Source organism: Microbacterium sp. C5A9, from assembly GCF_022627955.1.
In the GTDB taxonomy this organism is placed as follows: Bacteria; Actinomycetota; Actinomycetes; order Actinomycetales; family Microbacteriaceae; genus Microbacterium.
In genome coordinates this window covers 441,326-467,743 of record NZ_JABXGD010000002.1, presented here as the reverse complement: position 1 = coordinate 467,743, position 26,418 = coordinate 441,326, and the positions used below count along the sequence as shown (strand labels likewise).

At 64.0% G+C, this 26,418-nt stretch carries 27 protein-coding genes; 16 read left to right on the top strand and 11 right to left on the bottom strand.

What is annotated here, in order from left to right:
• Positions 1-241: 241 nt before the first annotated feature.
• From HWD99_RS05495 to ccsB, 5 genes are all read left to right on the top strand, one after another.
• On the top strand, positions 242-922 hold the full coding sequence (locus HWD99_RS05495) for a M23 family metallopeptidase (protein ID WP_241795222.1): 681 nt from the start codon (positions 242-244) through the stop codon (positions 920-922).
• Positions 923-1,561: 639 nt separating this feature from the next.
• Complete coding sequence (locus HWD99_RS05490) at positions 1,562-2,227, top strand: TlpA disulfide reductase family protein (protein ID WP_241795221.1); 666 nt, start codon at positions 1,562-1,564, stop codon at positions 2,225-2,227.
• Positions 2,224-2,979, top strand: coding sequence for a cytochrome c biogenesis CcdA family protein (locus HWD99_RS05485; RefSeq protein WP_241795220.1), 756 nt, complete (start codon positions 2,224-2,226; stop codon positions 2,977-2,979). Before HWD99_RS05490 ends, HWD99_RS05485 begins: the two co-directional genes overlap by 4 nt.
• Positions 2,960-4,681 (top strand): cytochrome c biogenesis protein ResB, encoded by a 1,722-nt coding sequence (locus HWD99_RS05480; protein WP_241795219.1) that lies wholly within the window; start codon positions 2,960-2,962, stop codon positions 4,679-4,681. Before HWD99_RS05485 ends, HWD99_RS05480 begins: the two co-directional genes overlap by 20 nt.
• Entirely contained in the window at positions 4,678-5,685 is a 1,008-nt protein-coding gene (gene ccsB, locus HWD99_RS05475; protein ID WP_241795218.1) for a c-type cytochrome biogenesis protein CcsB, read from the top strand. The genes HWD99_RS05480 and ccsB overlap by 4 nt, the downstream gene beginning before the upstream one ends.
• A 23-nt stretch (positions 5,686-5,708) precedes the next feature.
• On the opposite strand, the gene HWD99_RS05470 is transcribed toward ccsB, so the two are convergent.
• On the bottom strand, positions 5,709-7,067 hold the full coding sequence (locus tag HWD99_RS05470) for a peptidoglycan DD-metalloendopeptidase family protein (protein ID WP_241795440.1): 1,359 nt from the start codon (positions 7,065-7,067) through the stop codon (positions 5,709-5,711).
• 108 nt (positions 7,068-7,175) lie between these two features.
• On the opposite strand from HWD99_RS05470, the gene HWD99_RS05465 reads away from it, so the two are divergent.
• Positions 7,176-7,532 carry a helix-turn-helix transcriptional regulator gene (locus tag HWD99_RS05465; RefSeq protein WP_241795217.1) on the top strand — a complete coding sequence of 119 codons (357 nt, stop codon included), beginning with the start codon at positions 7,176-7,178 and terminating at the stop codon, positions 7,530-7,532.
• A gap of 392 nt (positions 7,533-7,924) precedes the next feature.
• Here the strand turns inward: HWD99_RS05465 and HWD99_RS05460 are convergent, their stop codons facing one another.
• On the bottom strand, positions 7,925-9,304 hold the full coding sequence (locus tag HWD99_RS05460; RefSeq protein WP_241795216.1) for an SAVED domain-containing protein: 1,380 nt from the start codon (positions 9,302-9,304) through the stop codon (positions 7,925-7,927).
• 169 nt (positions 9,305-9,473) lie between these two features.
• On the opposite strand from HWD99_RS05460, the gene HWD99_RS05455 reads away from it, so the two are divergent.
• Genes HWD99_RS05455 through HWD99_RS05440 form a run of 4 tightly spaced genes read left to right on the top strand, consistent with a single transcriptional unit; the run spans position 9,474 to position 12,686 of the window.
• A complete protein-coding gene (locus HWD99_RS05455) occupies positions 9,474-10,430 on the top strand; it encodes a nucleotidyltransferase (RefSeq protein ID WP_241795215.1) in 957 nt (318 codons plus the stop codon).
• Positions 10,427-10,939 (top strand): hypothetical protein, encoded by a 513-nt coding sequence (locus HWD99_RS05450; protein ID WP_241795214.1) that lies wholly within the window; start codon positions 10,427-10,429, stop codon positions 10,937-10,939. The genes HWD99_RS05455 and HWD99_RS05450 overlap by 4 nt, the downstream gene beginning before the upstream one ends.
• Entirely contained in the window at positions 10,936-12,219 is a 1,284-nt protein-coding gene (locus HWD99_RS05445) for a ThiF family adenylyltransferase (RefSeq protein WP_126893212.1), read from the top strand. The genes HWD99_RS05450 and HWD99_RS05445 overlap by 4 nt, the downstream gene beginning before the upstream one ends.
• Before the next feature lie 8 nt (positions 12,220-12,227).
• Positions 12,228-12,686: a Mov34/MPN/PAD-1 family protein gene (locus HWD99_RS05440; protein ID WP_241795213.1), complete on the top strand. Its 459-nt coding sequence runs from the start codon at positions 12,228-12,230 to the stop codon at positions 12,684-12,686.
• A 711-nt stretch (positions 12,687-13,397) separates the two neighbouring features.
• Here HWD99_RS05440 and HWD99_RS05435 read toward each other — a convergent pair.
• Positions 13,398-14,225, bottom strand: a complete 828-nt coding sequence (locus HWD99_RS05435; protein WP_241795212.1) for a metallophosphoesterase — start codon at positions 14,223-14,225, stop codon at positions 13,398-13,400.
• A 37-nt stretch (positions 14,226-14,262) separates the two neighbouring features.
• The gene (locus tag HWD99_RS05430; protein WP_241795211.1) at positions 14,263-14,664 is read right to left on the bottom strand and encodes a hypothetical protein; all 402 of its coding nucleotides are present in this window, start codon (positions 14,662-14,664) and stop codon (positions 14,263-14,265) included.
• Positions 14,665-14,860: 196 nt separating this feature from the next.
• Between HWD99_RS05430 and HWD99_RS05425 the strand changes: the two genes are divergently transcribed.
• The gene (locus tag HWD99_RS05425) at positions 14,861-15,145 is read left to right on the top strand and encodes a helix-turn-helix transcriptional regulator (protein WP_126893216.1); all 285 of its coding nucleotides are present in this window, start codon (positions 14,861-14,863) and stop codon (positions 15,143-15,145) included.
• Between the two features lie 12 nt (positions 15,146-15,157).
• Here HWD99_RS05425 and HWD99_RS05420 read toward each other — a convergent pair whose 3' ends face one another.
• From HWD99_RS05420 to HWD99_RS05410, 3 genes are all read right to left on the bottom strand, one after another.
• On the bottom strand, positions 15,158-16,303 hold the full coding sequence (locus tag HWD99_RS05420; protein ID WP_241795210.1) for a hypothetical protein: 1,146 nt from the start codon (positions 16,301-16,303) through the stop codon (positions 15,158-15,160).
• A gap of 341 nt (positions 16,304-16,644) precedes the next feature.
• Positions 16,645-16,971, bottom strand: a complete 327-nt coding sequence (locus tag HWD99_RS05415; RefSeq protein ID WP_126893218.1) for a helix-turn-helix transcriptional regulator — start codon at positions 16,969-16,971, stop codon at positions 16,645-16,647.
• Positions 16,972-16,985: 14 nt separating this feature from the next.
• The gene (locus HWD99_RS05410) at positions 16,986-18,062 is read right to left on the bottom strand and encodes a tyrosine-type recombinase/integrase (protein WP_126893219.1); all 1,077 of its coding nucleotides are present in this window, start codon (positions 18,060-18,062) and stop codon (positions 16,986-16,988) included.
• A gap of 355 nt (positions 18,063-18,417) precedes the next feature.
• Between HWD99_RS05410 and HWD99_RS05405 the strand changes: the two genes are divergently transcribed.
• Positions 18,418-19,263, top strand: a complete 846-nt coding sequence (locus tag HWD99_RS05405; RefSeq protein ID WP_241795209.1) for a bifunctional 2-polyprenyl-6-hydroxyphenol methylase/3-demethylubiquinol 3-O-methyltransferase UbiG — start codon at positions 18,418-18,420, stop codon at positions 19,261-19,263.
• A gap of 11 nt (positions 19,264-19,274) precedes the next feature.
• Here HWD99_RS05405 and HWD99_RS05400 read toward each other — a convergent pair whose 3' ends face one another.
• From HWD99_RS05400 to HWD99_RS05390, 3 genes are read right to left on the bottom strand one after another with little or no spacing between them, the layout of a single operon-like run.
• Positions 19,275-21,623: an excinuclease ABC subunit UvrA gene (locus HWD99_RS05400; protein WP_241795208.1), complete on the bottom strand. Its 2,349-nt coding sequence runs from the start codon at positions 21,621-21,623 to the stop codon at positions 19,275-19,277.
• Between the two features lie 26 nt (positions 21,624-21,649).
• Positions 21,650-22,060, bottom strand: a complete 411-nt coding sequence (locus HWD99_RS05395; protein WP_241795207.1) for a VOC family protein — start codon at positions 22,058-22,060, stop codon at positions 21,650-21,652.
• A 4-nt stretch (positions 22,061-22,064) separates the two neighbouring features.
• Positions 22,065-22,463 carry a helix-turn-helix transcriptional regulator gene (locus tag HWD99_RS05390; protein ID WP_241795439.1) on the bottom strand — a complete coding sequence of 133 codons (399 nt, stop codon included), beginning with the start codon at positions 22,461-22,463 and terminating at the stop codon, positions 22,065-22,067.
• Positions 22,464-22,645: 182 nt separating this feature from the next.
• Here HWD99_RS05390 and HWD99_RS05385 point away from each other — a divergent pair, with 182 nt between their 5' ends.
• The gene (locus tag HWD99_RS05385; RefSeq protein ID WP_241795206.1) at positions 22,646-23,215 is read left to right on the top strand and encodes an HdeD family acid-resistance protein; all 570 of its coding nucleotides are present in this window, start codon (positions 22,646-22,648) and stop codon (positions 23,213-23,215) included.
• 62 nt (positions 23,216-23,277) lie between these two features.
• Here the strand turns inward: HWD99_RS05385 and HWD99_RS05380 are convergent, their stop codons facing one another.
• The gene (locus HWD99_RS05380) at positions 23,278-24,042 is read right to left on the bottom strand and encodes an SDR family oxidoreductase (protein WP_241795205.1); all 765 of its coding nucleotides are present in this window, start codon (positions 24,040-24,042) and stop codon (positions 23,278-23,280) included.
• Between the two features lie 120 nt (positions 24,043-24,162).
• On the opposite strand from HWD99_RS05380, the gene HWD99_RS05375 reads away from it, so the two are divergent.
• Genes HWD99_RS05375 through HWD99_RS05365 form a run of 3 tightly spaced genes read left to right on the top strand, consistent with a single transcriptional unit; the run spans position 24,163 to position 26,347 of the window.
• Positions 24,163-24,636 carry an NfeD family protein gene (locus tag HWD99_RS05375; RefSeq protein ID WP_241795204.1) on the top strand — a complete coding sequence of 158 codons (474 nt, stop codon included), beginning with the start codon at positions 24,163-24,165 and terminating at the stop codon, positions 24,634-24,636.
• Positions 24,637-24,644: 8 nt separating this feature from the next.
• Complete coding sequence (locus HWD99_RS05370) at positions 24,645-25,577, top strand: SPFH domain-containing protein (RefSeq protein ID WP_241795203.1); 933 nt, start codon at positions 24,645-24,647, stop codon at positions 25,575-25,577.
• Positions 25,574-26,347, top strand: coding sequence for a glycerophosphodiester phosphodiesterase family protein (locus HWD99_RS05365; protein WP_241795202.1), 774 nt, complete (start codon positions 25,574-25,576; stop codon positions 26,345-26,347). Before HWD99_RS05370 ends, HWD99_RS05365 begins: the two co-directional genes overlap by 4 nt.
• Positions 26,348-26,418 lie beyond the last annotated feature (71 nt).

The following is a 26,418-nucleotide window of genomic DNA, read 5'->3' as shown; positions in this document are numbered from 1 at the left end:
CCGCTCCGAACTTCGGCGCAGGCGCGAGGCCCTGTCCCATCCGCCGATTCCACCAATCAGCGCATCCGACCATCGACCTCGTGACGAGGGCATTCCGAGCCGAGAGCACGACGTGCTGACTCCGGCGGAGACGGTGAACACGACTCCACCCACCACCCCCACGGAGCAGGTCGCTCGACGCGTTGCGAAGCCCGCTCCTGCGAGGTCCATCGGGCGGCGAATCGGGAGAACGCTCATCGTGGTGGGCACATTGACCGTCGCTTCCTCGTTCATGGTCGGCATGACGATCCCGGCCGAGACCGTCGCGGCGACCAGGACGGATACCACGGCGCGGTTCGCGCCTTCCGAGAGCGACGGATCCGCCGCCGATAGTGACATTCAGGCGTTTGTCGTGCCGGAGGATGCTGCGGCGGAGGACCTTGGTCGGTCGAACGGCTTCAGCGTGACGTCCGTCCCGCAGCTCGCGGCGGCAGCAGGAATCCGTTATTTCAGCGGATCCCTGCTGCTCGATCCCGATGCTGAGGTGCAGTGGCCGTTCCCGGTCAGCGTGCCCACGTCGTCGAGTTTCGGGCCCAGGTGGGGGCGAATGCATGAAGGCGCCGACTTCACACCAGGTGAGGGAGCTCAGATCCGCGCCGTGGCCGGCGGGACGGTCCGTATCGCGACCGAGAACGGCGGGGCGTTCGGGGTCACGGTATACATTGAGAGCAAGATCGACGGGCAGACGGTATTCAGCCGTTACGCGCACATGTTGCGCGGCTCCCTCGGAGTTCGTGAGGGGGAGAGCGTCTCCGTCGGCGAAGTAGTCGGACGAGTCGGTAACACCGGACGCAGTTTTGGTGCGCATTTGCACCTTGAAGTCTCGACAGGAGACGGAACTGTCGATCCTGTCGCTTGGCTGCGGGAGCAGACCGGTGAATGAGCTCCGGCGCGTCCCGCTTGATGACCTCGACCTGAGCGGCGGGGCGATGAACACTCATCTAGGGCGAAAGGCGGCGACATCGCCGTTTGCCGTCGGTGTGATTGTCGTGGTCATGGCGTCACTGTTGCTCGTGTTGGGTGTCGCCTGCGCTCCGTATCTGGCGACACCTGATGTATCGACGTCCGTCGGCGTCGACGATTCCTCGGCGCTCGATGCTCGAAACGCTGCGCAGGACGTGCCCTCAGTTGCGTCGGTGGGGGAGCCCTCTGCATCGAGCATGGGCATGGGCCCCGTTGCGTGCGCTCTCGGACTGTTCTGCGGAGTACTTCTCCTGCTCCTCAGCGCTCTGCGTCGGCCAATACCTCTACTGAACCCGGGACGTATCAGGTCTCACCTGATACGTCGACTTCTTCCGAGCATCGTGGTGAGGGCCACCGCCCCCTCTCTGACGAAACTCCGCGTGTCGCGGACCTGAGCTTCCTCGATTCACGCCGTCCTGCTCTCGTCACTCGGGAGCGAGACGTGACGTCGCCCCCGGGACCCGCTCCTCGTCGAGCACTGACGGCCGGGGCGCGAGGCATGAGCCCGATTACCAGCGGCTCTGCCCTGCCAACGAGATTCAGATCCGAAGAGGAACCCATGCTCAGCGAGCCCGTCCCCCGACCACCCGCCACCCGCGTCCCCACCGCGCAGGACCACGGCCGACGACGACGTATTCGTCACGCCGTGCTCGCCTCCATACCCGTCCTTCTCCTGCTCGCAGGGTGCGCGTCCAACGACTCTCTCTCCCAGCAATACAGGGATGGCAACGAGAAAGGCTTCATCGCAGGAGACTTCCAAGTCGTCGAGATCCCGCAAGGCGAGCGCGGAGAGCCGGTGACATTCGAAGGGGTCACGGAGACCGAAGAGCAAGTCGCGAGTGACGACTACCGCGGCGACGTCCTCGTCGTGAACTTCTGGTACGCCGCATGCGGCCCCTGCATCGTCGAGGCGCCATACCTGGAACAGGTATGGCAGGACTATCGCGACGACGGCGTGGCCTTCCTTGGCGTGAACACCTACGACCAACCCGCCACCGCGCTCTCGTTCGCCAAAGACAACGGCGTCACGTATCCGAGCGTGATCGACGTCAACGACGGCAAGGTCAAGCTGGCCTTCGCGCAGGTGACGCCGATCCAAGCCACGCCGACCACCCTGGTCATCGACCGCTCCGGCAGAGTCGCCGCCCGCGTCATCGGTCAGCTCGACAGTGCCTCAATCCTCGCGACGCTCGTCGAGGACGTTCTCGAGGAGAGCGTCCCATGAGCCCCGGAACGCTTATCGTCGACGGAGTTCTGTGGATCGCCATCCCCGTGGCGATCCTCGCCGGGCTCGTCTCCTTCGTTTCACCGTGCGTCCTCCCTTTGGTGCCCGGGTATCTGGGGTACCTCGGCGGAACTGTGCGGCCAGAACAGGGCAAGAGCGGAAGCCAAGAGTCGCACCGCGGTCGACTGATGCTGGGGGTGACGCTGTTCATCGCAGGCTTCACGACCGTCTTCGTCGCCGTGACCATCCTCGGTGGTGCGTTCGGCTTCGTGCTGCTCCAGTACGCGAACATTCTCACCAGGGTGTTCGGCGTTGTCATCATCGTGATGGGCTTCGTCTTCATCGGACTCTTCGGCGTCGCGCAGCGAACGATGCGCCCACGGATCGGCAGTCGTGCAGGTCTGGTTGGCGCCCCGCTGCTGGGGTTCGCACTCGGAGTGGGGTGGACCCCCTGCATCGGCCCGACACTCGCCGCAATCATCTCGATGTCATGGAACATGGGTGACCCCGCTCGGGCCGGCCTGCTCGGGCTGGCGTACTCGCTCGGCCTCGGTATCCCCTTCATTGTCCTCGCCGCCGGGTGGGGATGGGCGTCCTCCTCGCTCGCCTTCCTCCGGCGCCATGTCCGCACGCTCAACCTCATCGGCGGAGCGATGCTCGTCGCTCTCGGAATCCTGATGGTCTCCGGCCTCTGGACCGCTCTCATGTCCCAACTTCAGCAGGTGATTATCAATGTCCCGCTCCCTCTCTGACCCCGACACCAAAGGCGATCCGCTCCGGCCAGCCGACCACGCCGATACCGGCACAACATCTGAGGTGACGAGCCCGGCGCTTAGCGTGACCGGGTGGCTGCGATGGGGGTGGACACAACTGACGAGCATGCGCACCGCATTGTTGCTGCTTCTGCTCCTTGCTGTCGCGGCGATCCCCGGTTCACTGTTCCCGCAACGCAGCGCAGACCCCAACGGCGTGGTGCAATGGCGAAGGAACAACCCAGAAGCGTTCTCACTCGCGGACGGTCTTGGACTGTTCGACGTCTACATCTCACCGTGGTTCTCCGCCATCCATCTCCTGCTGTTCGTCTCGCTCATCGGGTGTGTGATCCCGCGTGCGAAGCACCACTATGTGGCGCTGCGGTCACGACCTCCTCGCACTCCGTCCCGACTGTCGAGGTTGCCCGCTCATCGCGAGAGGATCATCGCTGGGAAGGGCGGCGATGCTGAGGGGGCTGTCTCGGCGGCGTCCGACATGCTGCGAAGATCCGGTTACCGCGTCGAGCGTTACGACCAGGGAGGCACTTACTCGGTGTCGGCAGAGCGCGGCTACCTCCGTGAGACCGGCAACCTCGTCTTCCATGTCGCGCTCGTCGGGGTGCTCCTCTCGGTCGCGGTAGGCGGATCCTTCGCGTACACCGGACAACGAGTCGTGGTGGAGGGGACGACGTTCGTGAACGCGTTGAGCGACTACTCGTCCTTCAACCCGGGACGATTCGTCGACGGCGCGGGACTTGTTCCGTATTCGCTCACGCTCGACGACTTCCGTGTCGCCTATCGACTGCCGGGCACACCGGGCGCGGGACAGGCAGAGAACTTCGATGCGCAGATCACGGTCCGCCAGCCGGGCGAGCAAGACAGTGAGCGCAGCGTTCGAGTGAACTACCCGACCACGATTGCGAATGACCGGATCTACCTCCTGGGGAACGGGTACGCCCCGACGCTCACCGTGAGGAACGGCGACGGCGACATCGTGTTCAGTGAGTCGCAGCCGTTCCTGCCGCAGGACTCGAACATGACCTCCCTGGGCATCATCAAAATCCCGGACGGGCTACCGAAGCAAGTCGGGCTCGTCGGGTTCTTCTACCCCACGCAGGGCACTCTCCCGTCAGGTGCGTTCACGTCCATCTACCCCGACGTCGTTGATCCTGTGCTCACCTTCAACGTCTTCAGCGGGGACCTCGGCATCGACGACGGCACGCCGCGCTCCGTCTACACGCTCGACGTGAGCGGACTTGACCAGGAGACGGGCGGCGACAGCGGCACCGACTCGTTGGAACTCCGACCCGGTGACACGGCCGACCTCCCGAATGGCTGGGGGTCCGTCACGTGGGAGATCGCGGAGGAACAGCAACCTGTGAAGCGATTCGCCTCGCTGCAGATCCAACAAGATCCAAGCAGTGGGGGAGTGCTCCTCTTCTCGGTGATCGCCATGGTGGGTCTCTTCGCAGGCCTGTTCGTGCCCCGGCGTCGCGTGTGGGTGAAAGCCCGCGACGGGTTCGACGGCATCCACATCGAGTACGCCGGCCTCGCGCGCGGCGACGACCCCACGCTGCAACGAGCGGTCGACGATCTCGCACATCGTCACTCGACTTCGCTCGGCGCGGAGCCTGTGAAGCCCGCACCGGCCACTTCTGACAACGACCAGCAGCACGACACGACCGAAAGCAACCCGTCATGAATCAGCTCAGCCTCGACGGCATCTCCCTCCTCCTCGTCTGGACCGCGATTGCCACCTACCTCCTCGCGTTCACCGCGCACACCATCGACCTCGCGCAGCGCAGCGCCGCACCAGTTGCCGTTCCCGTGCGAAGATTGGCGACCGTCGGCGGGCGTGGGCCGACATCCTCGTCCGAAGAGCTCGCCGGAGATGTTCCCGGCGCCGACGCCGCTCTACAGCGGCCACCGCGACGCTTGTGGGCGCGAATCGGAACGTCGCTCACGGTTCTGGCGTTCCTCTTCCAGCTCGGAGGAACTCTCGGCAGAGGCATTGCGGCCGAACGGGTCCCGTGGGCCAACATGTACGAGTTCGCGCTCACCGGGACGCTCCTCATCGTCGCCGTCTACCTCCTGGTGCTGCGGCTGTACGACCTTCGATTCCTGGGCGCGTTCCTGCTCGGAATGACCGTGCTGCTTCTCGGCGGTGCGACCCTCGGCTTCTATGTCGAGGTGGTGCCGCTGATGGATCCGCTGAAGAGCGTCTGGCTGGTGATCCACGTCTTCGTGGCCTCGCTTGCCACAGCTCTGTTCGCTCTCGCCTGCGGCGTGTCAATCACACAGCTGATGCAGGGCAGGCGCGAGCGTCTCCTCAGCGCCGCTCCAGACACGCGAAAGCAGAAGCGCAGTCCTCGCTTCCTTCGCACGATCCCGTCGGCGGACGCGCTGGAGACCCTGGCCTACCGCTTCACCATCGTCGGCTTCATGTTCTGGAGCTTCACCCTCATCGCGGGAGCGATCTGGGCGAACGACTCGTGGGGTCGCTACTGGGGATTCGACGTCAAGGAGGTGTGGACCTTCGTGATCTGGGTCCTTTACGCGGGGTACATCCATGCGCGCGCCACCCGGGGGTGGCGTGGTTCTCGGTCTGCGTGGCTGTCGATTGTCGGGTTCGCAGCAGTGCTGTTCAACTTCACCGTCGTGAACATCTACTTCCCGGGGCTCCATTCCTACTCCGGGCTGACGTGATCCGGTGGGGCCGCGGTGCTATCTCACACGTAGACGCCGCGGTCCTCCATGAAACGCACCGGGTTGGTGTAGCCACCGTTGAGGTACACCTCGAAGTGCAGATGGCACCCGAAGGATCGCCCGGTGTTGCCCGCGTATGCGATGACCTGTCCCGACTCGACCCACTGACCTCGACGAACGGCGATTCCGCCCGGCTTGATGTGTGCGTAGCCAGAGCTCACGCCGCCACCGTGCTGAATGCGAACGTAGTTGCCGTAGTTCCCGTTGGCGCCGGCGTAGTCGACCGTCCCCGAGTTCGCGGCGTAGATCGCTGCGCCGCATCCGTTCGCCAGGTCTGCGCCGTAGTGGTAACTCGATGAGCAGCCCTGGGGTCCGCAGATCGGGGTCCGGGGCCCGTAGCTCGAACTGCGCGCGCCACCATGCGGTCGAACCCACCCTCCGCTACCGGCCTGGCCACCTCCGCCCCCATTGCCGCCGCTGTTCGCGGCGGCCTCGGCGGCCTCTCGTTCCCGACGAGCCTTCTCCTCCGCGGCGCGGGCTGCGACACCGGCCTGATAACCGGCAACCGTCTGCGCGGTCGTATCCTGAAGCGCCGCGAGCTGTGCCTTCAGCGTCTCGAGGTAGGTGGTCTGCTCGTCGAGCGCAGCCTGTGCGGCGTCTGCGGCTTCCTGCGCCGCTGTCATCTTCTCCTCCGCGACCTGCTGAAGTCGGTCGCGCTCGTCTCGAGCGACGACCGCCTGATCTGTGAGCGACTGCGCCGCGTTCTTCGACGAGATCGCTTCGTCATAGACCGCACGGTTGTGCTGCATGAACTTGTCGAGCGTTCCCAATCGGGACAACAGCTCATCTGATTCGGCTGCAGAGCCTGCGAAGAACAACTGCAGCGTGGTGTCGTCGCCACCGTTGCGGTAGAGCTGCGCCGCCAGCTGTCCGGCTTTCCGCGACGCCCCCTCAGCGATGAGGGTCTGTTCGTCGGCTTGCGCCTGCAGGTCGTCTGCGACCCGGATCGCCTCAAAGTACTCCTGCTGCGCTGCGTAGAACTCGTCGGATGCGAGCAGGGCCGCGGCCTCGGTGTCAGCGACCTTCTGAGTCAGCGACTGAATGAGGCCTTGAATGCGTTGAACTTCGACACCTTTCGCTGCCTCGTTGCCCTTGGCGCGCTGAACGTCGTCCCACGACGGGTACGTCGCGGCATGCGCGGTAGAAACGCCGGATCCGACCCCGAACGCTGCGAGCGCCACCACGCTCAAGGCGCCGAGCTCGAAGACGCCGCGGCGATTAATCGGGCGCTTCCACAGTCGATCTCTCTCGGCGGGTGTCGGGGCACAGCCGCAGTCATCAGCAGCCGATGCGGAAGCGAGATCAGCGGCTGTCGGGCGCATCGGACTCACGCGTTCGGCTCCTCATCGCTCATATATCGCCTTCAAGTTACATCACGAATGCGTGATGTGTTGTCACCTCGGAGCGAGTGTCGCCGTCGTAGACTCACTATGGTGACGCGAGACATGCGCTTCGATGCGGCGACGATATTGCCGTCGAGCGCAGCCGTTCGGCTGGCGGAAGTCATGCATGGCCTCTCCTCTCCGGTGCGGCTGAGGATCCTCACCGCGCTGCGACAATCGTCACTGACCGTCACTCAGCTCTGCGAAGCTGTGGGAGCTGGTCAGACAGCCGTGTCGAACCACCTACGGCTGATGCGCGATCTCGGCCTCGTGTCAGGAAATCGCGACGGGCGCAACGTCCGCTACGACTTGTACGACGACCACGTCATGGCTCTGCTTGATGGCGTGCTTGGCCACGTGGCGTACCTCCCGACCGGTGTCGAGGCCAGTCCACAGGACAAGTAGCCGGCTCGCTCTCTGGTTAGGGATGTGCCGTCTCGAGAGACGACAGCTCCAGTTCTATGAGCTCTCGCACGAACTCGCCGAGAGCGCCTAGTACGAGCGCGACCTCCGCGAGCGATTAGGGAGAGTGTCACCTCCGAGGAGGGTGGAGGGTGTCGGTGCACATGCTGGATGAATCGAATGAACGTTCGAACCTTGCTACTCTGACTCTCGGCCGGAGCATGGGGCCGGTGACCAATATGCACTTCTGGATACTGTTCAATCACTCTCGGATTGATTTGGGCTACCCTCAGGGGTCGCTCTGAGCCGTACGGCGGCGACGGCGTCGGGACAGGCCGGATGCCGTCGCCGACTCTTCGTGAGGTCCCAGCGTCACCTATCTTGAGGCATTTTTGCTATCCCCGGGCTGCACGAGAGAAAACTGTCCGGAGACGTTCAATCAGCACTCGTACGCCATGATGGCTCGATTTCTTCTCATCGATGCTGCTTGACATGAGGACGTCCGTGATAGGACCGCTCGGGTTACTTGCCTGAATGTCGAGCGCAGCAACGTACCTGGCTGATGCGTCCCCCGGCAGTCTGCTATCGTCCCATTCGAAAACGCGCACTCGAAGTGTGTTGGAAAGGCGCCCTAGGAGGACGGCGATAGCAAAAGGGCATCGCAGAATGAGATCCACGGGTGCGTTATCGTGGTCGCCGGACAACACCCGAATCCTGGCGGCTATTTCCGAGGCGATAGTGTCGGCATCAGCTGGCGGAATGAGACCCGGGGTGGCGCGTCGAATAACGATAGCCGACAGATAGGCACCTGACTGCTCCGCTAAGAAGCGGGTGAATGCCGCGTCGCTCCGAGTTGGCAAGAGGTCGACATAAGCAAGCACACGCGAATCTTCATTGGCGTCTTGACCAATAGGTAGATCCTCTTGGAGTGTGTGCGGTTGGGGCGGAAAGTGCGCCTCGGACGAACCTCTCCACTCCTCCTCCCGTTGGTCGACGACGGCGATGGCGCCGACACGCGACGACGGGAGTGCTGCTCCGAGTGCGTATGCGACGGACAGGTGCGCGCCGCCTCGGAGTCTGACGGTCCTCGCTCCAGTTGTCACAACCGCGTCAGGTAGGAACGAGAGGGTGCGCTGGAGGTCTCGTAGTCCAGCAGGGCTGGGTAGCCGCTCGTGGGTCGACGGTCTGATGCGGATGTCGAGCTGTGCTCCGGTTCGGTCATAGACCTGTCCGACATTGCGTGTCTGGATGGTGAGGTCGAAGTAGCCCGCCGCGGCCACGCGGTCTCGATTCTGCACCATTCGGTGACTAACTGCCGATCTCGTCAGCCGAAGAAGTTCATCATCGTCCGTTCCGCGTTGGTCGACTCCCTTCAGTTCCTCCTGGGGTCTCGAAAGGAGCCTGTCGGGCGCGCCGTAGTCGACCTGACCCAGCTTGTTCCTTACGTCATTCGCGACGAGGAGTTGGAATCGAGGGTCTGCGAGATGGAGCTGGATGAGTTTCTCGGCCTCGATTTGACGAACCACGCGGCTGTTCACCACATCCGGCGTAATCACGAGAACGCCGCCGGACAATCCGTCGGCGAGAGCTTGCGAAAGCCGGTCGTCGGTGTCGCCTGGTGGGAGATCGTCCTGGTCCCGCCACACAGGAACGCCGCTGGCTCGGAGGAACCATGCCAGTCGTGCAAGGATCTTCGAACCGTCGAAATGGCGGTAAGAGAGAAAAATGGGTCCTGTCACGTCTGTCGGAGCTGATTGGGGTGCGGCGGTGGCCATTCGAAACTCCTCATGCTGAGGCCGTCCAGCTTCCCGGAGCGGTCAAGGGATCTTCCGTGATTCTTGCGCATAAGGTCGACACGGGAGCTGTCTGCCCAGGAGTGTCGGAGACCTGTTCTACGCTAGGCGTGCGGCCGCTGGGGGCCGCGTTCTAGGGGGAGGAGCCGCGATGACGGTGTTCGAATCGTTTACGGAGCTGCAGAGAATCGTTGATGCCGATCCGGCTATCGTCGCGACTGCTCGCGAGCGACGTGACATCTTCAAATCGGCTCTACTCACCGCGGTCGACGTTCACACGGTGTGGGGCTCGGGCTCACTTGCGCGAAGCACCCAACTCCAGCCGGTGCACGACGTCGATCTCGTCGTTGAATTCGATCCAGGAGAGCACCCGGAGTGGGGTCAGCCCGGTGACTCGGCTGAGCAAGCCATCGAGCGCTGCCGTGACCTCGTCACGGAGATGCTGTCAGTCAACCGAGGAACGAAAGCCCAGCTCGTGCGTCAGGTGAACACCGCGGATCGCAATCGCGCCGCGAAGTGTTTCATCGACGACCCCGGTGACAAGAACGCGTTCACCGTCGACGTGATGCCAGCCCTCCGGCTCGACAACGGTATTCTCATCCCCAGTAAGCGCAATCGTCGGTGGGACACCGCCAATCCGAGGTTCCTCATCGACGAAGTCGCCGCGCATCAGTCAGAGTGGCCCCTCTTTCGGCCCCTCGTCCGCCTCCTCAAGTACTGGTCGCGACAGCACGAGGACCAGACGGGTCGAGTGAAGTCGCTGGTGATGGAGGTTCTCGCTTTGGAATGTCTTGAGGAGGCGAGCAATCGGCCCACAGCGCTCAAGGACTTCTTTGAGCGGGCAGCCGTCCACTCGCTGTACATCGAGGATCCAGCGAAGCTCTGTGGCCTCATCCAACCGGATCTTGACACCGCGGGTCTGCGGCGTGCCTTGGAGGATGCTGCTGACGCCGCGGCGCAGGCGGTCAAGGCCGTCGCCGATAACGACCAGCCGGCGGCGAGGAAGCACTGGCAGTCGCTGTTCGGTCCAGCGTTCCCGCTCGTTCTTCCCGCTGGTACGGAGTCCGACCCCGGCCCGCGGCCCATTCGCGACTCGCCCCAGGGATGACGCTCGAGCGCCGCTCGTGGTGGGTGGACGACCCGGCACGGCTTGAACTGGAGAAACTCGATGTCGCGTCCGTCGCCCCGGATCTCGAGTGGGTGCCCGAGAACGCCGGCCGGTTCGAGGGCGAGATTCTGATCTGGCCGTTCTCGCGGCCCGAGCCTATCGGTTTGCGCGACCTCGTGAAGGTTCCGGGGCGTGTCCACGTCGAGTATCGACATGCGTTTCCCGCCGTCCCGCCCACAGTCATTTGCAAGCAACCGACACCGCCCATCGTCCTTCGCAGCTTCGAGGCGTTCCACGTCCTCCCAAACGGCGCTCTGTGCCTTCTCCGTGACGCAGATCAATGGACGCTCAACTCACGGACGAGCGAGCTGCTTCTCAAGGCCAGCGGGTGGATCATCGAGTACGCCCTATTGGAAGCCGGCGCGGTCGACAGAATGACGAAGAACGGAATCGTCGAAGATGACATGCTCGATGAACTCATCTCCTCGACCGCCAAGGAGCCGAAATGACGTCACCTTGGCTCGTCCTGCTTCCTAGCGAGGCGATGGAAGTCATCGATCTCTCATATGGGTGGGGGAACCTTACCTGCCGGCTATCGATCCCGGATAGCACCGCGCTCATTATGGCTATCTCCAACGAAGACTCCGACCGCGTCAAGCTCAACGAGGCCCCCGAGCACTTCCTGACCGTGGCGGACTGGTATCCATCTGGCTACTGGTACCGCGTTGATGAGCGTGTTGCGGTGCTCGCATGGCAGCTCCGTGCGCAAGACTCTCGACTGCCGTTCGATGACTTCCAGAGCATCTTGCCGGCTGCTTTCCCACCCAAACCCGGCAGTTGGTATCTTGCCGTGACCTACTGCGAGGAGCCGCCCGAATTCCGGGAGGGCGAACGACTACCCAAGTGGAACGCGTGGAGGATTACTCCGGACTATGTCGAACCGGCCATGCTTGACATTCAGACCGGCGCCGAGCTGGTGACATCGCTCGAGGGGCTTTGGCCCGCTAAGCTGCTTGAGTCGCAACGCGCTCTGGTCATCGGCACGGGGAGCATCGGCTCGGCTGCGGCCGAGGCGTTGGCGAGTTACGGCATAGGTCAGATGGATCTCGTCGATCCCGACCGCCTCCTGTTTCATAACGTCCCTCGTCATGTCCTGGGCCGCGGAGACGTGGGCAAGATGAAGGTTGACGCTCTCCACGAGCACCTCAGCCGGGAGTGGCCAGAGACCAAGACGTCTCCTTTCCCGCTGGACGTCATCGAAAACGCCGATTTCATCCGTCCGATGCTCGACATCTCCGACATTGTCGTGTGCACGGTTGACGGAGTTGAACCGCGACGAGTGGTCAGTCACCTCGCCCGGCGTGCGGGCAAGCCTGTCGTGTTCGCATGCGTTCTCGGCGATGGCCAGTACGGCGAAATCCTACGCATTCGGGCGTTGCCCGAGGTCGGCTGTCTCGACTGCCAACGTCGACGCCTCCGTGACACGGGTCAGATGGATCCCGAACCAACACTGGACCGCGGCTATGGTGAGGGCACGCGCCACAACCCGATGACGGCCGTCGGTGGTGACCTTCACCTCATCGGAAGTATCGCAGCGAAAATTGCTATCGCAACCCTTCTGAGGCAGGCCGGCGAACCTGGCCAGTCCCTCGAGGACGACAACCTCGTTCTCGCACTCCGCCCTTCTGGTTCATTCGGCCCGCCATTCGATGCCCGGCGGACTATGAATATGCAATGGTACGCAGCAACGCGGCCCTATTACGACTGCCCGTCATGTCATCACGCTTGAGAAGCGACATGGCCCTGAAGATCCGTCCACGAGCGGTCGAGGCCATCGCCGAGGTGATCCGCGGGGGCAGCGGCGCGCTCGAAACGGGCGGTGCCCTGTTCGGCTCGGACTCCGCCGAGGTCATAGAGCACGCCACCACCCCCGGGCCCAAGGCCATCCATGGACCCGCGAACTTCTCTCGCGACCGTGAGCACACGAAGGCCGAGTCCTCGCGTTTGTACCGGCTTGATAGGTCCCGCTGGATCGGCGAGTGGCACACTCACCCTGCTACTGAACTGATTCCGAGCGAGGTTGATCTGGCGACATACGTTCGGCATCTCACTGATCCCGAACTTCGATTCGAACGATTCCTCGCGCTGATCTGTTCGGCCAGCGCACCCATTCAGGTCGCCGCATGGCGAATCCGGATCGTCTCCGGAAGGGTAACCGTTGACTCGCCGAGGCTTGAGGTGATCCACCCAAGCTGAGGTCGGCACGCTCGCGCGGGTCGATCTCCCGAGCTCGTCCTTCACCCCGGACGGCATTACCCTCACCACCCAAACCGGCGACGTTGACAAGCCCGAAGAGTGGCGGGACACTTTCGTCGAGGTTCAGTACGACGCACTGAGCAACCAGGCTGTCGCGCTGGCGAAGTTCCTCGACGAGGGCCTCCGAGAGTCGCCAATCCATACCCTCGACGAAACCGTTGCCGTGCTGAAAACCATCGACGAGATCCGCCACCAGCTCACGGTTACCGAGCGACCATAACCTCAATGCTCGCGGAGTGGACTGCTGCGCGAGGTCGGCTCCACCGTCAGGTCATGTGCTCCACGTCCAAGCGACGTGACGCGCGCTGTGAAGGACATCACCCAGATGTCCTTCGCGCAGCTGTTCGATGGCGCTAGGACCCTCTTCGCCCGAGTCATCATCGACCCGCGTGTTCAGCCACTGCGCCCACGTCCACCGTGACTGCGTCCCGTTGCTCAGGACCTGAAGGACGGCGTCGAGTCCTCCCACCATGCGCCCCTCGTGCACTTGAAAAGTGGGATAGAGCCGGACACGCTCCACGGTGAGAAGCTCTAGCACCGTCAACCTAGCGGCTGCTGTGACCACTTCTGCTTCGGTCCACCCGAGGACACGAGCCAAAGACTCGGACGTGTAGCACGACCCGACGATGGAGTCCCACGGATTCGTACTGTTCATCGCCCGGCGGCCTCTCGGATCTGCCGGAGCGTCGGCGTTTCGATTCGCAGGGTCCGCATGTCGAGAAAGCCAAGGTTGCCCTGTTGCGCATCCTGACCAAGGCTCGCCACACGGAGGCCATCATCAGTGGCGCCACCGCCGGGTGCGTGCATGTGGCCGTGGACGAGAAGCTCTGGGAACACGATGTTCCACACCTTCGCCACCCGAGCGCGAGAGGTAGCCGAGTCTGCTCGGGCATCGTCGGGGAATCCGAACGGGTTCGTCCGCAGGATCTCCCGGACTGCGCGCACGGGCGTGCCAGCGGGCGACTCGTGAGTCAGCATCAAGTCCGCGGGTCCTCCCGCAATGGCCGCCGCCACGTGGTCTCGGGTGATCTCCTCGTCCGGCCACCAGCTCACCCCCTCGACCCGCCATGCCCGGTCGACGGACACCGCGCCGCCAAGCGAGAGGACGCTGCGGCCGCCGATAGTCAGGCGTGCGGGCCTCGGCAGAATCCAGGTGATCTCAGAGACCCGTATAGCACAGCCGGGGTGCGCGTTCAGCAGCGGGGTGATCTGGCCCCAGGGCTCGTGATTACCCAGCGTCACGTAGACGCGCTCGATGCCAGTTCCATCGAGAGCCTCGTCCGTCGTGCCGGGATCCATCGCCCAGTCGCCGAGCTGCAGCATGGTGGTGACGTCCGGTGCGAGCGTCTGAACGGCCCTAGCGACGATGTCCAGCCATCGGAAGTCGCCGTGGATGTCGCCGACCACAGCCACGCGCTGGTCAGGTAGGTCGACCGTCGATGCGAGCTCGAGAGCTTTCAGCGGCGGCGGTGTCCTCATGATTCAACCCCAGTTCCCTGGCTGATGTGGGGGAGTGTCATCTCGCCCTCGCGGCCTGACGAGCGCGTGACCGCTCCCGGAACGTAGGGCCCACCCGCAGGCTGCGTTCCACGCCCGAATCCCAGCAGATCCAGCCACGTCGCTTCCATTGAATCGCCACGTGCAGACGGAATGCATGGTGGATCGTCGCCCGCACCGGGTAGGTGAGACCCGGAGGCCATTCGGGGTGGAGCTGGCTACTCGGGAAGAGTTCGGCGAACGTCTCTGAGAACGTCGGTCCGCGGCCAGTGCGTCGGCGCACGCGCGCGATGAAGATGGCCGCCGTCAGGCCCATCTCGTCGGCTCGCTCCTCATCGGTGAGCGCGTCGAACGCCTCAATCCAAGTGTCGGGAGCATCGACCTCCGTGGCACTCCACCAGATCGGTCGGGGATCAGTCACTACAACTCCGCAATCGGGGTCGACCTGAACGGGACCTGCACATCGAGGCGACCCGGAGCCGAAGCGCAGTGGCACACGTGCAGGTCGAGACGCGCGGGGTGCGCTCCGTCGATGAAGTGAATGTTTCGTATGACTGCGGCCAATTATGTCACATAGACAAAACCATGACCGATGGTTTTGTCACAAGGCTGGATGAGTGGGCAGACAGGAGACGACCAGCAGCGAAGCGTGGGGAGCCTTCGCCGCCGCGTTCGGACTTCGGGTTCATCGCCTGCGAGTTGCACGCGGTCTTTCGCAAGAGGCCGTGGCGTACAGAGCCGGTCTTTCACGACTGACGTACATCAGGTACGAGCGTGGGCAGGCCCAGTCGGGAGCACCGGCGAACCCTAGCCTGAAGACGCTTCTCGCACTGTCCCAAGTGTTTGAGATTCCCCTTCAAGAGCTCTTACCTGACGACAAGCCAGATGTGACGGCTCGCTAGCTGGGGGAGGGGCTAGCCATCCGCGCCGGCGTCGGGTTCGTCCGCCACCATCAAGGAGACGTACCCCAGGTGTATGGCACCCGCGTCCAGGCGGTGCCGTTCGGCGACGTTGTAACTGTAGCCAAGTGAGTCTGCGACCACCGGCGCAGGTAGCTCGAGTACGAGCCTACGCAGTACTGCGTTCTTCGCGGCCCTTAGATCAATGCCGTCGTTCCTGAGTCCGGTCATCAGGTGATTGGAGCTCAGGTGCTTTCCCGGCGATCCCCCAGGGAACAGCCATTTGTTGTCGCGGTGAGCTGAGGTGTTGAGATTCGGCAAGGCGACGATGTGCTCGCGGATCAGGCGGTCGAATGGTGGGGGCACGATAACCTCGTCCTGAGTGATCCGCAGTACGATGACTTCGCCGACCTCGACCTGGTCCAGGGTCATCGCGGCGATTCGCGTAATCGGCTGCGCGAAGAGTAGGAGTAGCGCGCCAGCGACACGCAGGTAAGTCGAGATCGCCTCATCTGATGCGACCCGCCGAAGGTGTTCCAGTCGTTCTTGCTGGGTGAGAATCGGCACCGACTTCGCTACACGATAAGGAAAGTTGACAGGCGGCAAGTGGTTGTGCTGAATGCACCAGCGCACGAAGGGTCGCGCGAGACTGCGAGTCGTGGGCCCCTCGCTGAGCCACTCGTCGATATCGATCTGTTCAAGGTCTCGACGAAGCGTGTGACGCGACCCGACGTAGGCAAGGAAGTCGATTGCAGCGGTGATGGATTGACGGGAGTAGAGGACGGAGCCGGGCTTGAACTTACCTGCGCTCAGCAGATCCCGGATTCTGCGGACATGAACCCAGCGCGCGTACTGGAGAATGATCTGCTTGTCACCCGCGGGTAGAGAGGAAACCTCGGTCGTGACCCACGCGTCGAACTTCTGAACCTCGATGTCGGTCTTCTCTAGGATGCCGTGCTCGACAAGCAGCGTGCGAAGAAAGGCCACGCGCTCCGGCGCGGGGTGCGTATCGAACGCGGCATGCGTCATCTCAATAGCGCCAGTGGCGAATGCGCGAAGAAGTTCCCGCGTCTCATGATTCTTTGTCAGCCAGATCGTGGCGCTGCGTGCGTTCCGCTGAGTTGTCAGCGCAAAGAACAGAGGCTGTACGGCGGGGGACACCTCTCCATCTGGTCCGGCTAGGAGGACCGTGAGATCGTCGTTGAGGCAGCAATGTGCGCAGAGTCCTCGCCGTACAGGCTCGTCCTCACGCCCGCATCTCGAGCAGTGGAAGTCCTTGGGAATTCCGGTGCAGTCGACGCAGGCCGGCTCCCCGCTCGCCAGGAGTCCTGGCAACAAGCGGTTGACACCACATTTTGGACAGGTGCCGTGGATACGGGTCGCCCGTTGATAGCAGCGGCGGCAGATGCGTCCTTCGGGCCAGGTCGTGGCGAACCGGACTTCCTCGCGGTCGCATCGGGCACAGGCGGGATCGGTCCGCGTATTGCTCATCTAATGAAACTTCATTCTGGTCTGTGTATTCGCGCGCGGCGAGGGCGCTGTGGGTCGTTGGTTCGGCCATGGGTGCCGGTGTTCTTGAGCCTCGTGGGGGTCGCGACAACGTGTCGCACCGACAGGTCAGTAAGTTCGCAATCAAGTGCTTCACAAATTGTGTGCAACAGAGTGAGATTTATACGCTCTGGCGAGCCGCCGAGAAGCCGGTATAGCTGGGAGGGCGACAGTTCAATGCCATAGTCAACGAGAATCGGGATCAAGTCGGAGATGTTAAATAGCCCTCGCGAGGCCATCACCTCGCGCAGTCTCCATGTGTGCGTGACCTTCTTCTCCATGCCTGATCTCTCCTCTAGTCGGCTTCAGAGTCCATTTCATCAGCCATTCGCGCAATCGCGTCAGTCACGATGCGAGCTCGATAGTCGGGGGAGAGGCCAGTGTAGATGCTCGTAGTTGATCCGTGCTCGTGTCCCACTTGCTGTTGGATGAAGAAGGCGTCGTACCCGAGCTCCACCAGATGAGTAACGTACGAACGTCGCAGTGAATGGAAGTCGAGTCCGTCGTCCAATCCGACTTCTCGCCGGACCGCAGTGAACATGCGTGAGACGGAGTCCGCTGTGATGGGCGCAAGGCCACCGCCACGCTCGGAGGGCCAAAGACTCATCGACCCGGCTCCTGCAATTAGAGGTCGAACATCCTCGAGCCACTCTTCGACGCAGTCGACGGCCCATTTGAACTGGGGGAGCGTCGCTACGGCTCGCCGCTTGGGAGGCGAACCCCTCATCGCCTTTCCGAAGCGGACGTAAACGAAGCCGACGTTTCGGAAGGCTCGGCGATGTTGAGGGTTGGCCGCAAGATCGACGACCTCGAGAGAGCGCACTTCGTTACGCCGTAACCCCCAGGCGTATGCGACCTTCATCATCGTCGCGATACGGAAAGCAGGGATCCATCCCTTACTGCCGGACTCACGAATCCGCGCGACTCGGTCATCCGCACAATCGAAGAGGTCCTGCAGCTCGTCACGTGTGTACGGGCGCTTGCCAGGACGGCCCATCGCCTCCTGAACGTGGCGCGCTGTGTTCCATTCGTGGAAGACCTGAGCAGGATGCTCGCCGAAGCGCTTTCCACATTCTTCTACCCACCCGTATCGCGCATCCGTCACGTAAGCCAAGAACATGCGAAGGGCGTTCTGATATCCCAACACAGTCGAATGAGCGGCGTGGCGCACGGTCCTGAGTTCGAGGAAGAAGCTGTCGACGTCTTCGACGTTCCATTGCCAGGGATACTTCTCGGCGAACTTGAAGAAGCGGTTGAGGATGGATGTGCGGCCGACGACCGTGGCCGAAGACAGGTTTCTGGCCATCTGTTGCGCAGCCCACCCGGCCTGCATCGCCCGCCACACGGCCTCCTTCTCGTCGAAGTAGACCATCCCGCCGGGCAAGAAGTGTGACGCGTGCTGCCGGGAATGTTCCGGGTCAAAGTCTCGCATAAAACAGGAATTTATCGCACAAACTGCGAATCACGCAACTTTGGACTTGCCACCTCCGCCAACCCGCGTAAATTCAAGGGTTCAGGATGGCGCAGACAGGCGGTAGGGCTCCCAACTTGCTCCAGACTGCAGCTCCAACTAGCCTAAAACACGATCTACTCCAGTCCATCAAAGGGGAGTGGTGGCAGACCGGCGGATTCGCAGTAAACGACAAGATGTCGTCTTCAAACTGACATAATGTGCATTATCAGCTTTACCGGGTCAGGGCGATCGGGGCGATCGCTAGGCTCGAGACGTGAACGGGAGCAACGTCGAGATCGATTGGGAAGCTGCACGCAGCGCGAACCTGCAGAACTGGGACGACCGCGTGCCGTTGCACCAGGCCGCCTACGGTGTGGATGCGTTCGACGATCCCGCCCACATCAGCGATGTCGTGGCCGACGACCTGCCCGTGCTCACTCGGTTCGTCCGTGGCGGCGACCTGTCAGGACTCGACCTGTGCCACCTGCAGTGTCACATCGGCACCGACACGATCTCCCTGGCTCGTTCCGGTGCCCGCGTCACGGGCGTCGACTTCTCCGAACCGGCGCTGCGGGCCGCAGCGGGTCTCGCCGAGCGAGCGGGCGTCTCTGCGACCTGGGTGCGCACCGACGTCCTCGATGCCAGGAAAGCCGTCGCTGGCGACTTCGACGTCGTCTACACGAGCATCGGCACGATCTGCTGGCTGGAGGATCTCGACCGCTGGGCCGCTCAGGTCGTGGCCCTGCTGCGCCCGGGTGGCACCTTCTACATTCGTGACGGCCATCCCGCGCTGCTCGCCCTCGACGAGGACGCACAGGGTCTCGCGACTCGATACTCCTACTTCGGCGACGGTCGCGCCCAGCAGTGGGATGACGAGTCCACCTATGCGGGCGAAGGAACGGTGGCTCATTCCCGCACCTACGAGTGGCCGCATCCGCTGTCCGAGATCCTCGGAGCGCTGCTCCGCGCCGGCCTGCGACTTCTCCACTTCGACGAGGGCCGAACGCTTCCCTGGCGGTTCAGCCGTCGGATGGTCGAGGTTCCCCGCGGATACGCCTGGCCCGAGGCCGAACGCGACCTCATCCCGTGCACCTACACGATCGTCGCCCGCAAGGATTGACCTGCCGTTCCCTACGCTCCGACGTACGCGGCGAGGTGCTCCCCCGTCACCGTCGACCTGGCTGCGACGAGTTCCGCCGGGCTCCCCTCGAACACCACTCGGCCGCCGTCGTGCCCGGCACCCGGTCCGATGTCGATGAGCCAGTCGGCGTGGGCCATGACGGCCTGATGATGCTCGATGACGATCACGGTCTTGCCGGACTCCACGAGCCGATCGAGCAGGCCGAGGATGTTCTGGACGTCCGCCAGGTGCAGACCGGTCGTGGGCTCGTCGAGAACGTAGGTGTCGCCCTTCTCCCCCATCTGGATCGCCAGCTTGATGCGCTGACGCTCGCCGCCTGACAGTGTCGAGAGCGGCTGGCCGAGCGAGAGATAGCCGAGTCCGACGTCTTCGAGGCGACCGAGTATCGCCGCGGCCGCGGGGAGCTTCGCCTCGCCCTCGGAGAAGAAGATCCGTGCTTCGGAGACCGGGAGATCCAGGACCTGCGTGATGTCCTTCCCCGCGAGCGTGTACTCGAGCACGGCGGCCTGAAAGCGCTTGCCGCCGCAGTCCTCGCAGGGCGTCTCGATCGTGTCCATGAAGCCGAGCTCGGTGATGATGACGCCCGCGCCCTTGCATGTCGGGCAGGCGCCCTCGGAGTTCGCACTGAACAACGCCGGCTTGACTCCATTGGCCTTCGCGAACGCCTTGCGGATGGGCTCGAGCAGACCTGTGTACGTCGCCGGGTTGCTGCGCCGCGAGCCCTTGATCGCGCCCTGATCGATCGCGACCACACCTTCGCGCTTCGAGACCGACCCGTGGATGAGGGAGCTCTTGCCGGACCCGGCGACGCCGGTCACGACGGTGAGCACACCGGTCGGGATGTCGACATCGACGTTGTGCAGATTGTTCGCCGTCGCACCGCGAACCTCGATCGTGCCGGTGCTGCGGCGCACGGTCGGCTTGAGCGCGGCCCGATCGTCAAGGTGCTGTCCCGTGCGGGTCCCGCTCGCCTTGAGCCCCTCCACCGTGCCTTCGAAGCAGATCTCACCGCCCGCGCTGCCGGCGCCGGGGCCGAGGTCGACCACGCGGTCGGCGATGGCGATGGTCTCGGGCTTGTGCTCGACGACGAGGACGGTGTTGCCCTTGTCGCGCAGGCGCAGCAGGAGCGTGTTCATCCGCTGGATGTCATGGGGGTGCAGACCGATCGTGGGCTCGTCGAAGACGTAGGTGACATCGGTGAGCGACGATCCGAGGTGCCGGAGCATCTTGATGCGCTGTGCCTCTCCCCCGGACAGCGTGCCCGACGGACGCTCGAGACTCAGGTACCCGAGTCCGAGGGTGACGAAGGCCTCGAGGTTCGCGCGCAGCGCCTCCAGCAGCGGCGCCGCCCCCGTCAGCTCGAGACCACGCACCCAAGCCGCGAGATCGGTCACCTGCATCCGGCATGCGTCGGCGATGCTGATGCCGTCGATCTTCGAGGAGCGCGCCCCTTCGGTGAGTCGGGTTCCGTCGCACTCGGGACACGTCGCGAATGTCGCCACCCGCTCGACGAAGGCCCGGATGTGCGGCTGCAGCGCATCGAGGTCCTTCGAGAGCATCGACTTCGTGATCTTGGGGATCAGCCCCTCGTAGGTCATGTTGATCCCCGAGATCTTGACCTTCGTGACCTCGCCGTAGAGGAACAGCTGCCGCTGCTTCTCGGTGAAGGATGCGACCGGCTTGTCGGCCGGGTAGAAGCCCGAGGCCGAGAAGCCCTTCACCATCCAGCCGTCGGCGGTGTACCCCGGCACCATGATCGCGCCCTCGTCGAGGGACTTCGATTCGTCGACGATCTGCGCGAGGTCCAGGTCGGAGACCGCTCCCCTGCCCTCGCATCGGGGGCACATGCCGCCGAGGTAGATCGCGTCTTTGACGATCTTCTTCTCGCCGCCCGGCCCCGTCATCACGCCACTCGCCTTCTGGGTGGGGATGTTGAACGAGAACGCCGTCGGTCCGCCGATGTAGGGCTGGCCGAGCTTGCTGAACAGGATGCGCAGCATCGCGTTCGCATCGGTGACCGTGCCGACGGTGGAACGCGGGTTCGCCCCGAGTCGCTCCTGATCGACGATGATCGACGTCGTGAGCCCCTCGAGGACATCGACGTCCGGTCGCGGCACCGAAGGCATGAAGCCCTGCACGAAGGCGCTGTAGGTCTCGTCGATCATCCGCCTCGACTCCGCGGCGATGGTGTCGAAGACCAGCGAGCTCTTGCCCGAACCGGAGACCCCTGTGAACACCGTGAGACGACGCTTCGGGATGTCGACGCTGATCTCTTTGAGGTTGTTCTCTCGGGCTCCCTGAACGCGGATCAGATCGTGGCCGTCGGCGACGTGGGTCATGGTGGAGTCCTCGAGTTCGTGGCCGGTCAGCCGGCCTGATTGATACGGAGAAGGTTGCCTGCTGGATCGCGGAAGGCGCAGTCGCGCACACCGTACGGCTGGTCCATGGGCTCCTGAACGACGTCGGCGCCCTGCTCGACCAGTCGTTCGAACAGCCCGTCGAGGTCGTCGCTGGCGAGCGTCAGCGCGCCGTAGCTGCCCTTGGCGATCAGTTCGAGGATCGTCTGCCGCTCGGCATCGGTGATGCCGGGGTCGGTCGCCGGAGGATGCAGGACGATCGAGGTCTCGGGTTGGCCCTCAGGGCCGACCGTGAGCCAGCGGAGGCCGTCGTACCCGACGTCGTTGCGCACCTCGAAGCCCAGGGCGTCGCGGTAGAAGCCGAGCGCCGCGTCGGCGTCGGTGTGCGGAAGGAATGCGTAGTGGATGTTGATCTTCATGGCTTCAGGTTAGGTTCGCGTCGGTGCGGGGTGCTTCTTGATTCCTGTTCGGTCTGATGACCTGTTTGGCCTGGAACGTGGGTATGCCGTCGATGTTCGCGGCGCGTTCACGGTACACCCGAGGTGAGACACCGACGAGTTCGGTGAATCGCGTGCTGAACGTGCCGAGCGACGAACACCCCACTTCGACGCAGACCTCGGTCACCGACAGATCGCCCCGACGAAGCAGTGCCATCGCTCGTTCGATCCGACGGGTCATCAGGTACGAGTACGGTGACTCGCCGTATGCGTCGCGGAAACAGCGACTCAGGTGACCCGCAGAGATGTGCACCCCTCGCGCGAGGGCTTCGACGTCGAGCGGCCTCGCATACTCCCGGTCGATGCGGTCCCGCACCTTCCGCATCGTGATGAGCTCGCGGATGCGGGCCTCGGAGTCAGATGTCACGGATAGATAGTCCCATGTCCGCGGACGTCGCGAGATGAACCCGCGAGACGATCACCGAGGGTCCTCCCCCACTCGCCCCCCGCTTGGCGCTACTCTGTGAGCATCCCTTCACAGGGATTTCTCAGAAAGGTTCCCCACCCATGTCTGATTCGATCGCCGCAGAGGCGAAATCACTGTTCAAGTCCATCCGCATCACGCTCGCCGTCTCCGGCGTCATCGCGCTCATCGCCGGCGTCGTGCTGCTCGTGTGGCCGGTGAAGTCCGCCGTCATCGTGACCGGCATCTTCGCCACCTACCTGGTCATCGCCGGTCTCGTGTACATCGGACTCGGCATCTTCTCGCACAGGAAGGGCGGATGGGCCCGCGTCGGCCACATCGCCCTCGGAGTGCTCTACATCGTCGCCGGTGTCATCGCGTTCGCCAACCTGGGCGCCGCGGCCGCGACGCTCGCGCTCGTCGTCGTGATCTTCATCGGCATCAGCTGGATCGTCGACGGCGTCGTCTCTCTCACGCTGCTCGGACAGGACGGCTCGCGGGTCTGGACGCTCCTCTACGCGCTGCTCAGCATCATCGCGGGTATCGTCGTCCTCTTCTCCCCGCTGTACGCAGCCGCCGTGCTCTGGCTGGTCTTCGGCATCTCGCTCGTCGTGCTCGGCATCGTGCAGATCGTGCGCGCGGTCACGATCGGCAAGGAGTCGAAGTCGGTCTGATCTCCGCTTCGACGACGAAGGCGCCCCGTCCGATCGGACGGGGCGCCTTCATCGTTCCGGGGTCACTCCGCGGCGAAGCCGCTGACGTCGCCCACAAGACGTGTATTGTCGGTCGGCACTGCGTCGACGGCGGCGCGAGCGACCTCCGCCGCGAACTCCGAGACGTTGTAGAGCTTGCCGGCCGACTCGCGCCGTTCGGCGATGGCACCGGGGTTCGCTCGCTCGAGGAGCGTCGCGGTGATCGTCCCCTCGATCATGTCGCCGGAGACGACCGTGAAGCCGATTCCCTTCTCGGCCAGAGCGGGGATCCGCTCACGGAGGGCGTCCTCGCCGGCGCGCTTCGAGAGCGCGACCGGCTCGTACTCCGGCATCGTCGGGGTCGTGCGGATGAAGTGCGCCTGGTGGCTGGTCACGAAGACCACCCGAGATCCGTCGGACAGCAGCGGAGTCGCCGCGTCCAGGACGTTGAGCTGAGCGTCGCGGTTGAGCGTGAGCGCATAGTCCTCGGCCATCCCCGACTCCATGCCGCCGGAGGCGTTCAGCACGAGCACGTCGAGACGCCCGAACTCGTCCTTCACCGCGTGGAACATCTCGCCCACGGATGCCGGATCCGTGAGGTCGGCGGCCACCACGAGCACGCGGCGCCCGAGCTCACGCAGCTGCGTGGCGAGCTTCTCTGCCCGCGGCGCCTTGTTGCGGTAGTTGATGACCACGTCCGCGCCGGCTTCAGCCAGGTATCGCACGGTGTCTGCGCCGATCCCCCGCGACGAACCGGTGACAAGGGCGACCTTGCCGTCGAGAGAACCTGCGGGAAGAACGTCGGTCACAGTGACTCCTCAAGTGCGTGAAGCGCCGTGATCGCACGGCGCTCCCAGACTACCAAGCGGACGCTGCGGCACCCGGATCAGCCGCCCGGTGCGTGATAGGTTGACCGCAAAGGAGGCCGTATGGACACTTTCGCGACATTCGTCGAGTTCATCGACCAGTGGGCCTGGGTCGGATGGCTGGTTCTGATCGCGCTCTTCCTCGTGATCGAGATGCTCACCCTCGACTTCACCTTCCTCATGCTGAGCTTCGGAAGCGCGATCGGGCTCGTGACCGACTTCCTCGGCGTCCCCGTCTGGGTGCAGGTCCTCATCGCGGCGGCCGCCGCCGCGCTCTTCATCCTCTTCCTGAGACCGCCGCTCATCAAGCGGCTCCACCGCGGCGAAGACCCGACGAAGTCGAACGTCGATGCCCTGGTCGATCTTCGCGGCATCGCGCTGCAGGACATCACGCAGATCTCCGGTCAGGTCAAGCTCAGCAATGGCGACACCTGGACCGCTCGCACCGCCGGTTCCGTGGCGATCCCCCAGGGGTCACCGATCGCGGTCAACGCGATCCACGGCGCAACCGCCACCGTCCGCCCCGTCAACGACTAGGAGAAACCGTGGACGACTCCTCGTTCATCCCCGCAGCCATCGGCTGGATCCTGGTCATCGCGATCATCATCTTCGTGGTGGTCACGCTGGCCCGCTCGATCCGCATCATCCCCCAGGCCACGGCGGGAGTCGTCGAGCGCCTCGGTCGCTATCACAAGACCCTCACGCCGGGTCTGAACATCCTGGTCCCCTTCATCGATCGGCTGCGTCCGCTGATCGACATGCGCGAGCAGGTCGTCTCGTTTCCCCCGCAGCCGGTCATCACCGAGGACAACCTCGTCGTGTCGATCGACACGGTGGTCTACTTCCAGGTGACCGATGCCCGCGCCGCGACGTATGAGATCGCCAACTATCTCGGAGCCGTCGAGCAGCTCACCACGACCACGCTGCGCAACGTGGTCGGTGGCCTGAATCTCGAAGAGGCGCTCACCAGCCGCGACAACATCAACGGTCAGCTCCGAGTCGTCCTCGATGAGGCGACCGGCAAGTGGGGCATCCGCGTCGGTCGTGTCGAGCTGAAGGCCATCGATCCGCCCGTCTCCATTCAGGACTCCATGGAGAAGCAGATGCGCGCCGAGCGTGACCGTCGAGCGGCGATCCTCACCGCCGAAGGATCCAAGCAGTCCCAGATCCTCGAGGCCGAGGGCCGCCGCCAGGCAGAGATCCTCCGAGCCGAGGGAGACAAGCAGGCTGCGGTGCTCCGGGCCCAGGGTGAGGCCGAGGCGATCCAGAACGTCTTCACCGCGATCCACCAGGGGCAGCCGGACGACAAGCTCCTCGCATATCAGTATCTGCAGATGCTGCCCAAGATCAGCGAGAGCTCCTCGAGCAAGCTCTGGATCATCCCGAGTGAGCTCACCGAAGCGCTCAAGGGCATCGGATCGGCCTTCACGCCGAAGCCCGGACCCGGACAGCCGCCGACGGGCATCCCCGGCGCGTGACGCACCCGTACTTCGAGAAGAGCGCGCATCCTCGAGTCTTCGCCCACCGCGGCCTGATCACCGCGGCGGGCGAGGAATCCGGCATCTGGGAGAACACCGCGGCCGCGTTCGCCGCGGCACATGCCGCCGGTGCGGAGTACATCGAGACCGACTGCCGGGTGACGGCATCCGGCGACGTCGTGCTCTTCCACGACGCGACGCTGACGCGTCTCCTCGGTGACGACAGGCGCGTCGACCAGGTGTCGACACGCGAGCTCGCAGCGATCTTCGCCGACCACGGCGGACTGCTGACGGTGGCTGATGCGATCGACGCGTTTCCGCGGACCCGTTTCAACATCGACGTCAAGACGCCCGACGCGGCTGCTCCGCTCGGCGCGATTCTGGCGGGTCACACCCACCGCGTGCTGGTCACCAGCTTCACGGATTCGCATCGACGAGCCACCGTCGCCTCGGTGCTCCGCGCCGGTGCGGATCTCCCTCCGGCGACTTCGGGGAGCAGCCGCACGATCGCGGCAGTGCGCGCCCGCTCGGCCCTGCGACTGCCTGTCGCGAGCGCGCTTCGCGGCATCGATGCCCTGCAGATACCCGAGCGCCACGGACCTCTCCGAGTCCTCACCCCCTCGTTTTTGCGCGCCGCGCATCGGCACGGCACCGAGGTCCATGTCTGGACCGTGAACGACGTCGACGAGATGCTCCGGCTGCTCGCGTCGGGCGTCGACGGCATCGTCACCGATCGTGCCGATCTCGCGATAGCCGCCCTGTCTCGCTGACTCTCGGCGCGCCGTGCATACGCGCTCGCGCTGGGATTCCGCTGTGAATAGCGCGCAGAACGCTGCCGCGT

Coding starts and splice junctions, on each gene's coding strand:
- HWD99_RS05480 (WP_241795219.1), top strand. CDS start 2,960: ATGTCCCGCTCCCTCTCTGACCCCGACACCAAAGGCGATCCGCTCCGG.
- HWD99_RS05415 (WP_126893218.1), bottom strand. CDS start 16,971: ATGGAGAAGAAGGTCACGCACACATGGAGACTGCGCGAGGTGATGGCC.
- HWD99_RS05400 (WP_241795208.1), bottom strand. CDS start 21,623: ATGACCCACGTCGCCGACGGCCACGATCTGATCCGCGTTCAGGGAGCC.
- HWD99_RS05450 (WP_241795214.1), top strand. CDS start 10,427: ATGACGCTCGAGCGCCGCTCGTGGTGGGTGGACGACCCGGCACGGCTT.
- HWD99_RS05490 (WP_241795221.1), top strand. CDS start 1,562: ATGCTCAGCGAGCCCGTCCCCCGACCACCCGCCACCCGCGTCCCCACC.
- HWD99_RS05470 (WP_241795440.1), bottom strand. CDS start 7,067: ATGCGCCCGACAGCCGCTGATCTCGCTTCCGCATCGGCTGCTGATGAC.
- HWD99_RS05440 (WP_241795213.1), top strand. CDS start 12,228: ATGGCCCTGAAGATCCGTCCACGAGCGGTCGAGGCCATCGCCGAGGTG.
- ccsB (WP_241795218.1), top strand. CDS start 4,678: ATGAATCAGCTCAGCCTCGACGGCATCTCCCTCCTCCTCGTCTGGACC.
- HWD99_RS05445 (WP_126893212.1), top strand. CDS start 10,936: ATGACGTCACCTTGGCTCGTCCTGCTTCCTAGCGAGGCGATGGAAGTC.
- HWD99_RS05395 (WP_241795207.1), bottom strand. CDS start 22,060: ATGAAGATCAACATCCACTACGCATTCCTTCCGCACACCGACGCCGAC.
- HWD99_RS05375 (WP_241795204.1), top strand. CDS start 24,163: ATGGACACTTTCGCGACATTCGTCGAGTTCATCGACCAGTGGGCCTGG.
- HWD99_RS05455 (WP_241795215.1), top strand. CDS start 9,474: ATGACGGTGTTCGAATCGTTTACGGAGCTGCAGAGAATCGTTGATGCC.
- HWD99_RS05435 (WP_241795212.1), bottom strand. CDS start 14,225: ATGAGGACACCGCCGCCGCTGAAAGCTCTCGAGCTCGCATCGACGGTC.
- HWD99_RS05465 (WP_241795217.1), top strand. CDS start 7,176: ATGGTGACGCGAGACATGCGCTTCGATGCGGCGACGATATTGCCGTCG.
- HWD99_RS05410 (WP_126893219.1), bottom strand. CDS start 18,062: ATGGTCTACTTCGACGAGAAGGAGGCCGTGTGGCGGGCGATGCAGGCC.
- HWD99_RS05460 (WP_241795216.1), bottom strand. CDS start 9,304: ATGGCCACCGCCGCACCCCAATCAGCTCCGACAGACGTGACAGGACCC.
- HWD99_RS05485 (WP_241795220.1), top strand. CDS start 2,224: ATGAGCCCCGGAACGCTTATCGTCGACGGAGTTCTGTGGATCGCCATC.
- HWD99_RS05390 (WP_241795439.1), bottom strand. CDS start 22,463: ATGCGGAAGGTGCGGGACCGCATCGACCGGGAGTATGCGAGGCCGCTC.
- HWD99_RS05385 (WP_241795206.1), top strand. CDS start 22,646: ATGTCTGATTCGATCGCCGCAGAGGCGAAATCACTGTTCAAGTCCATC.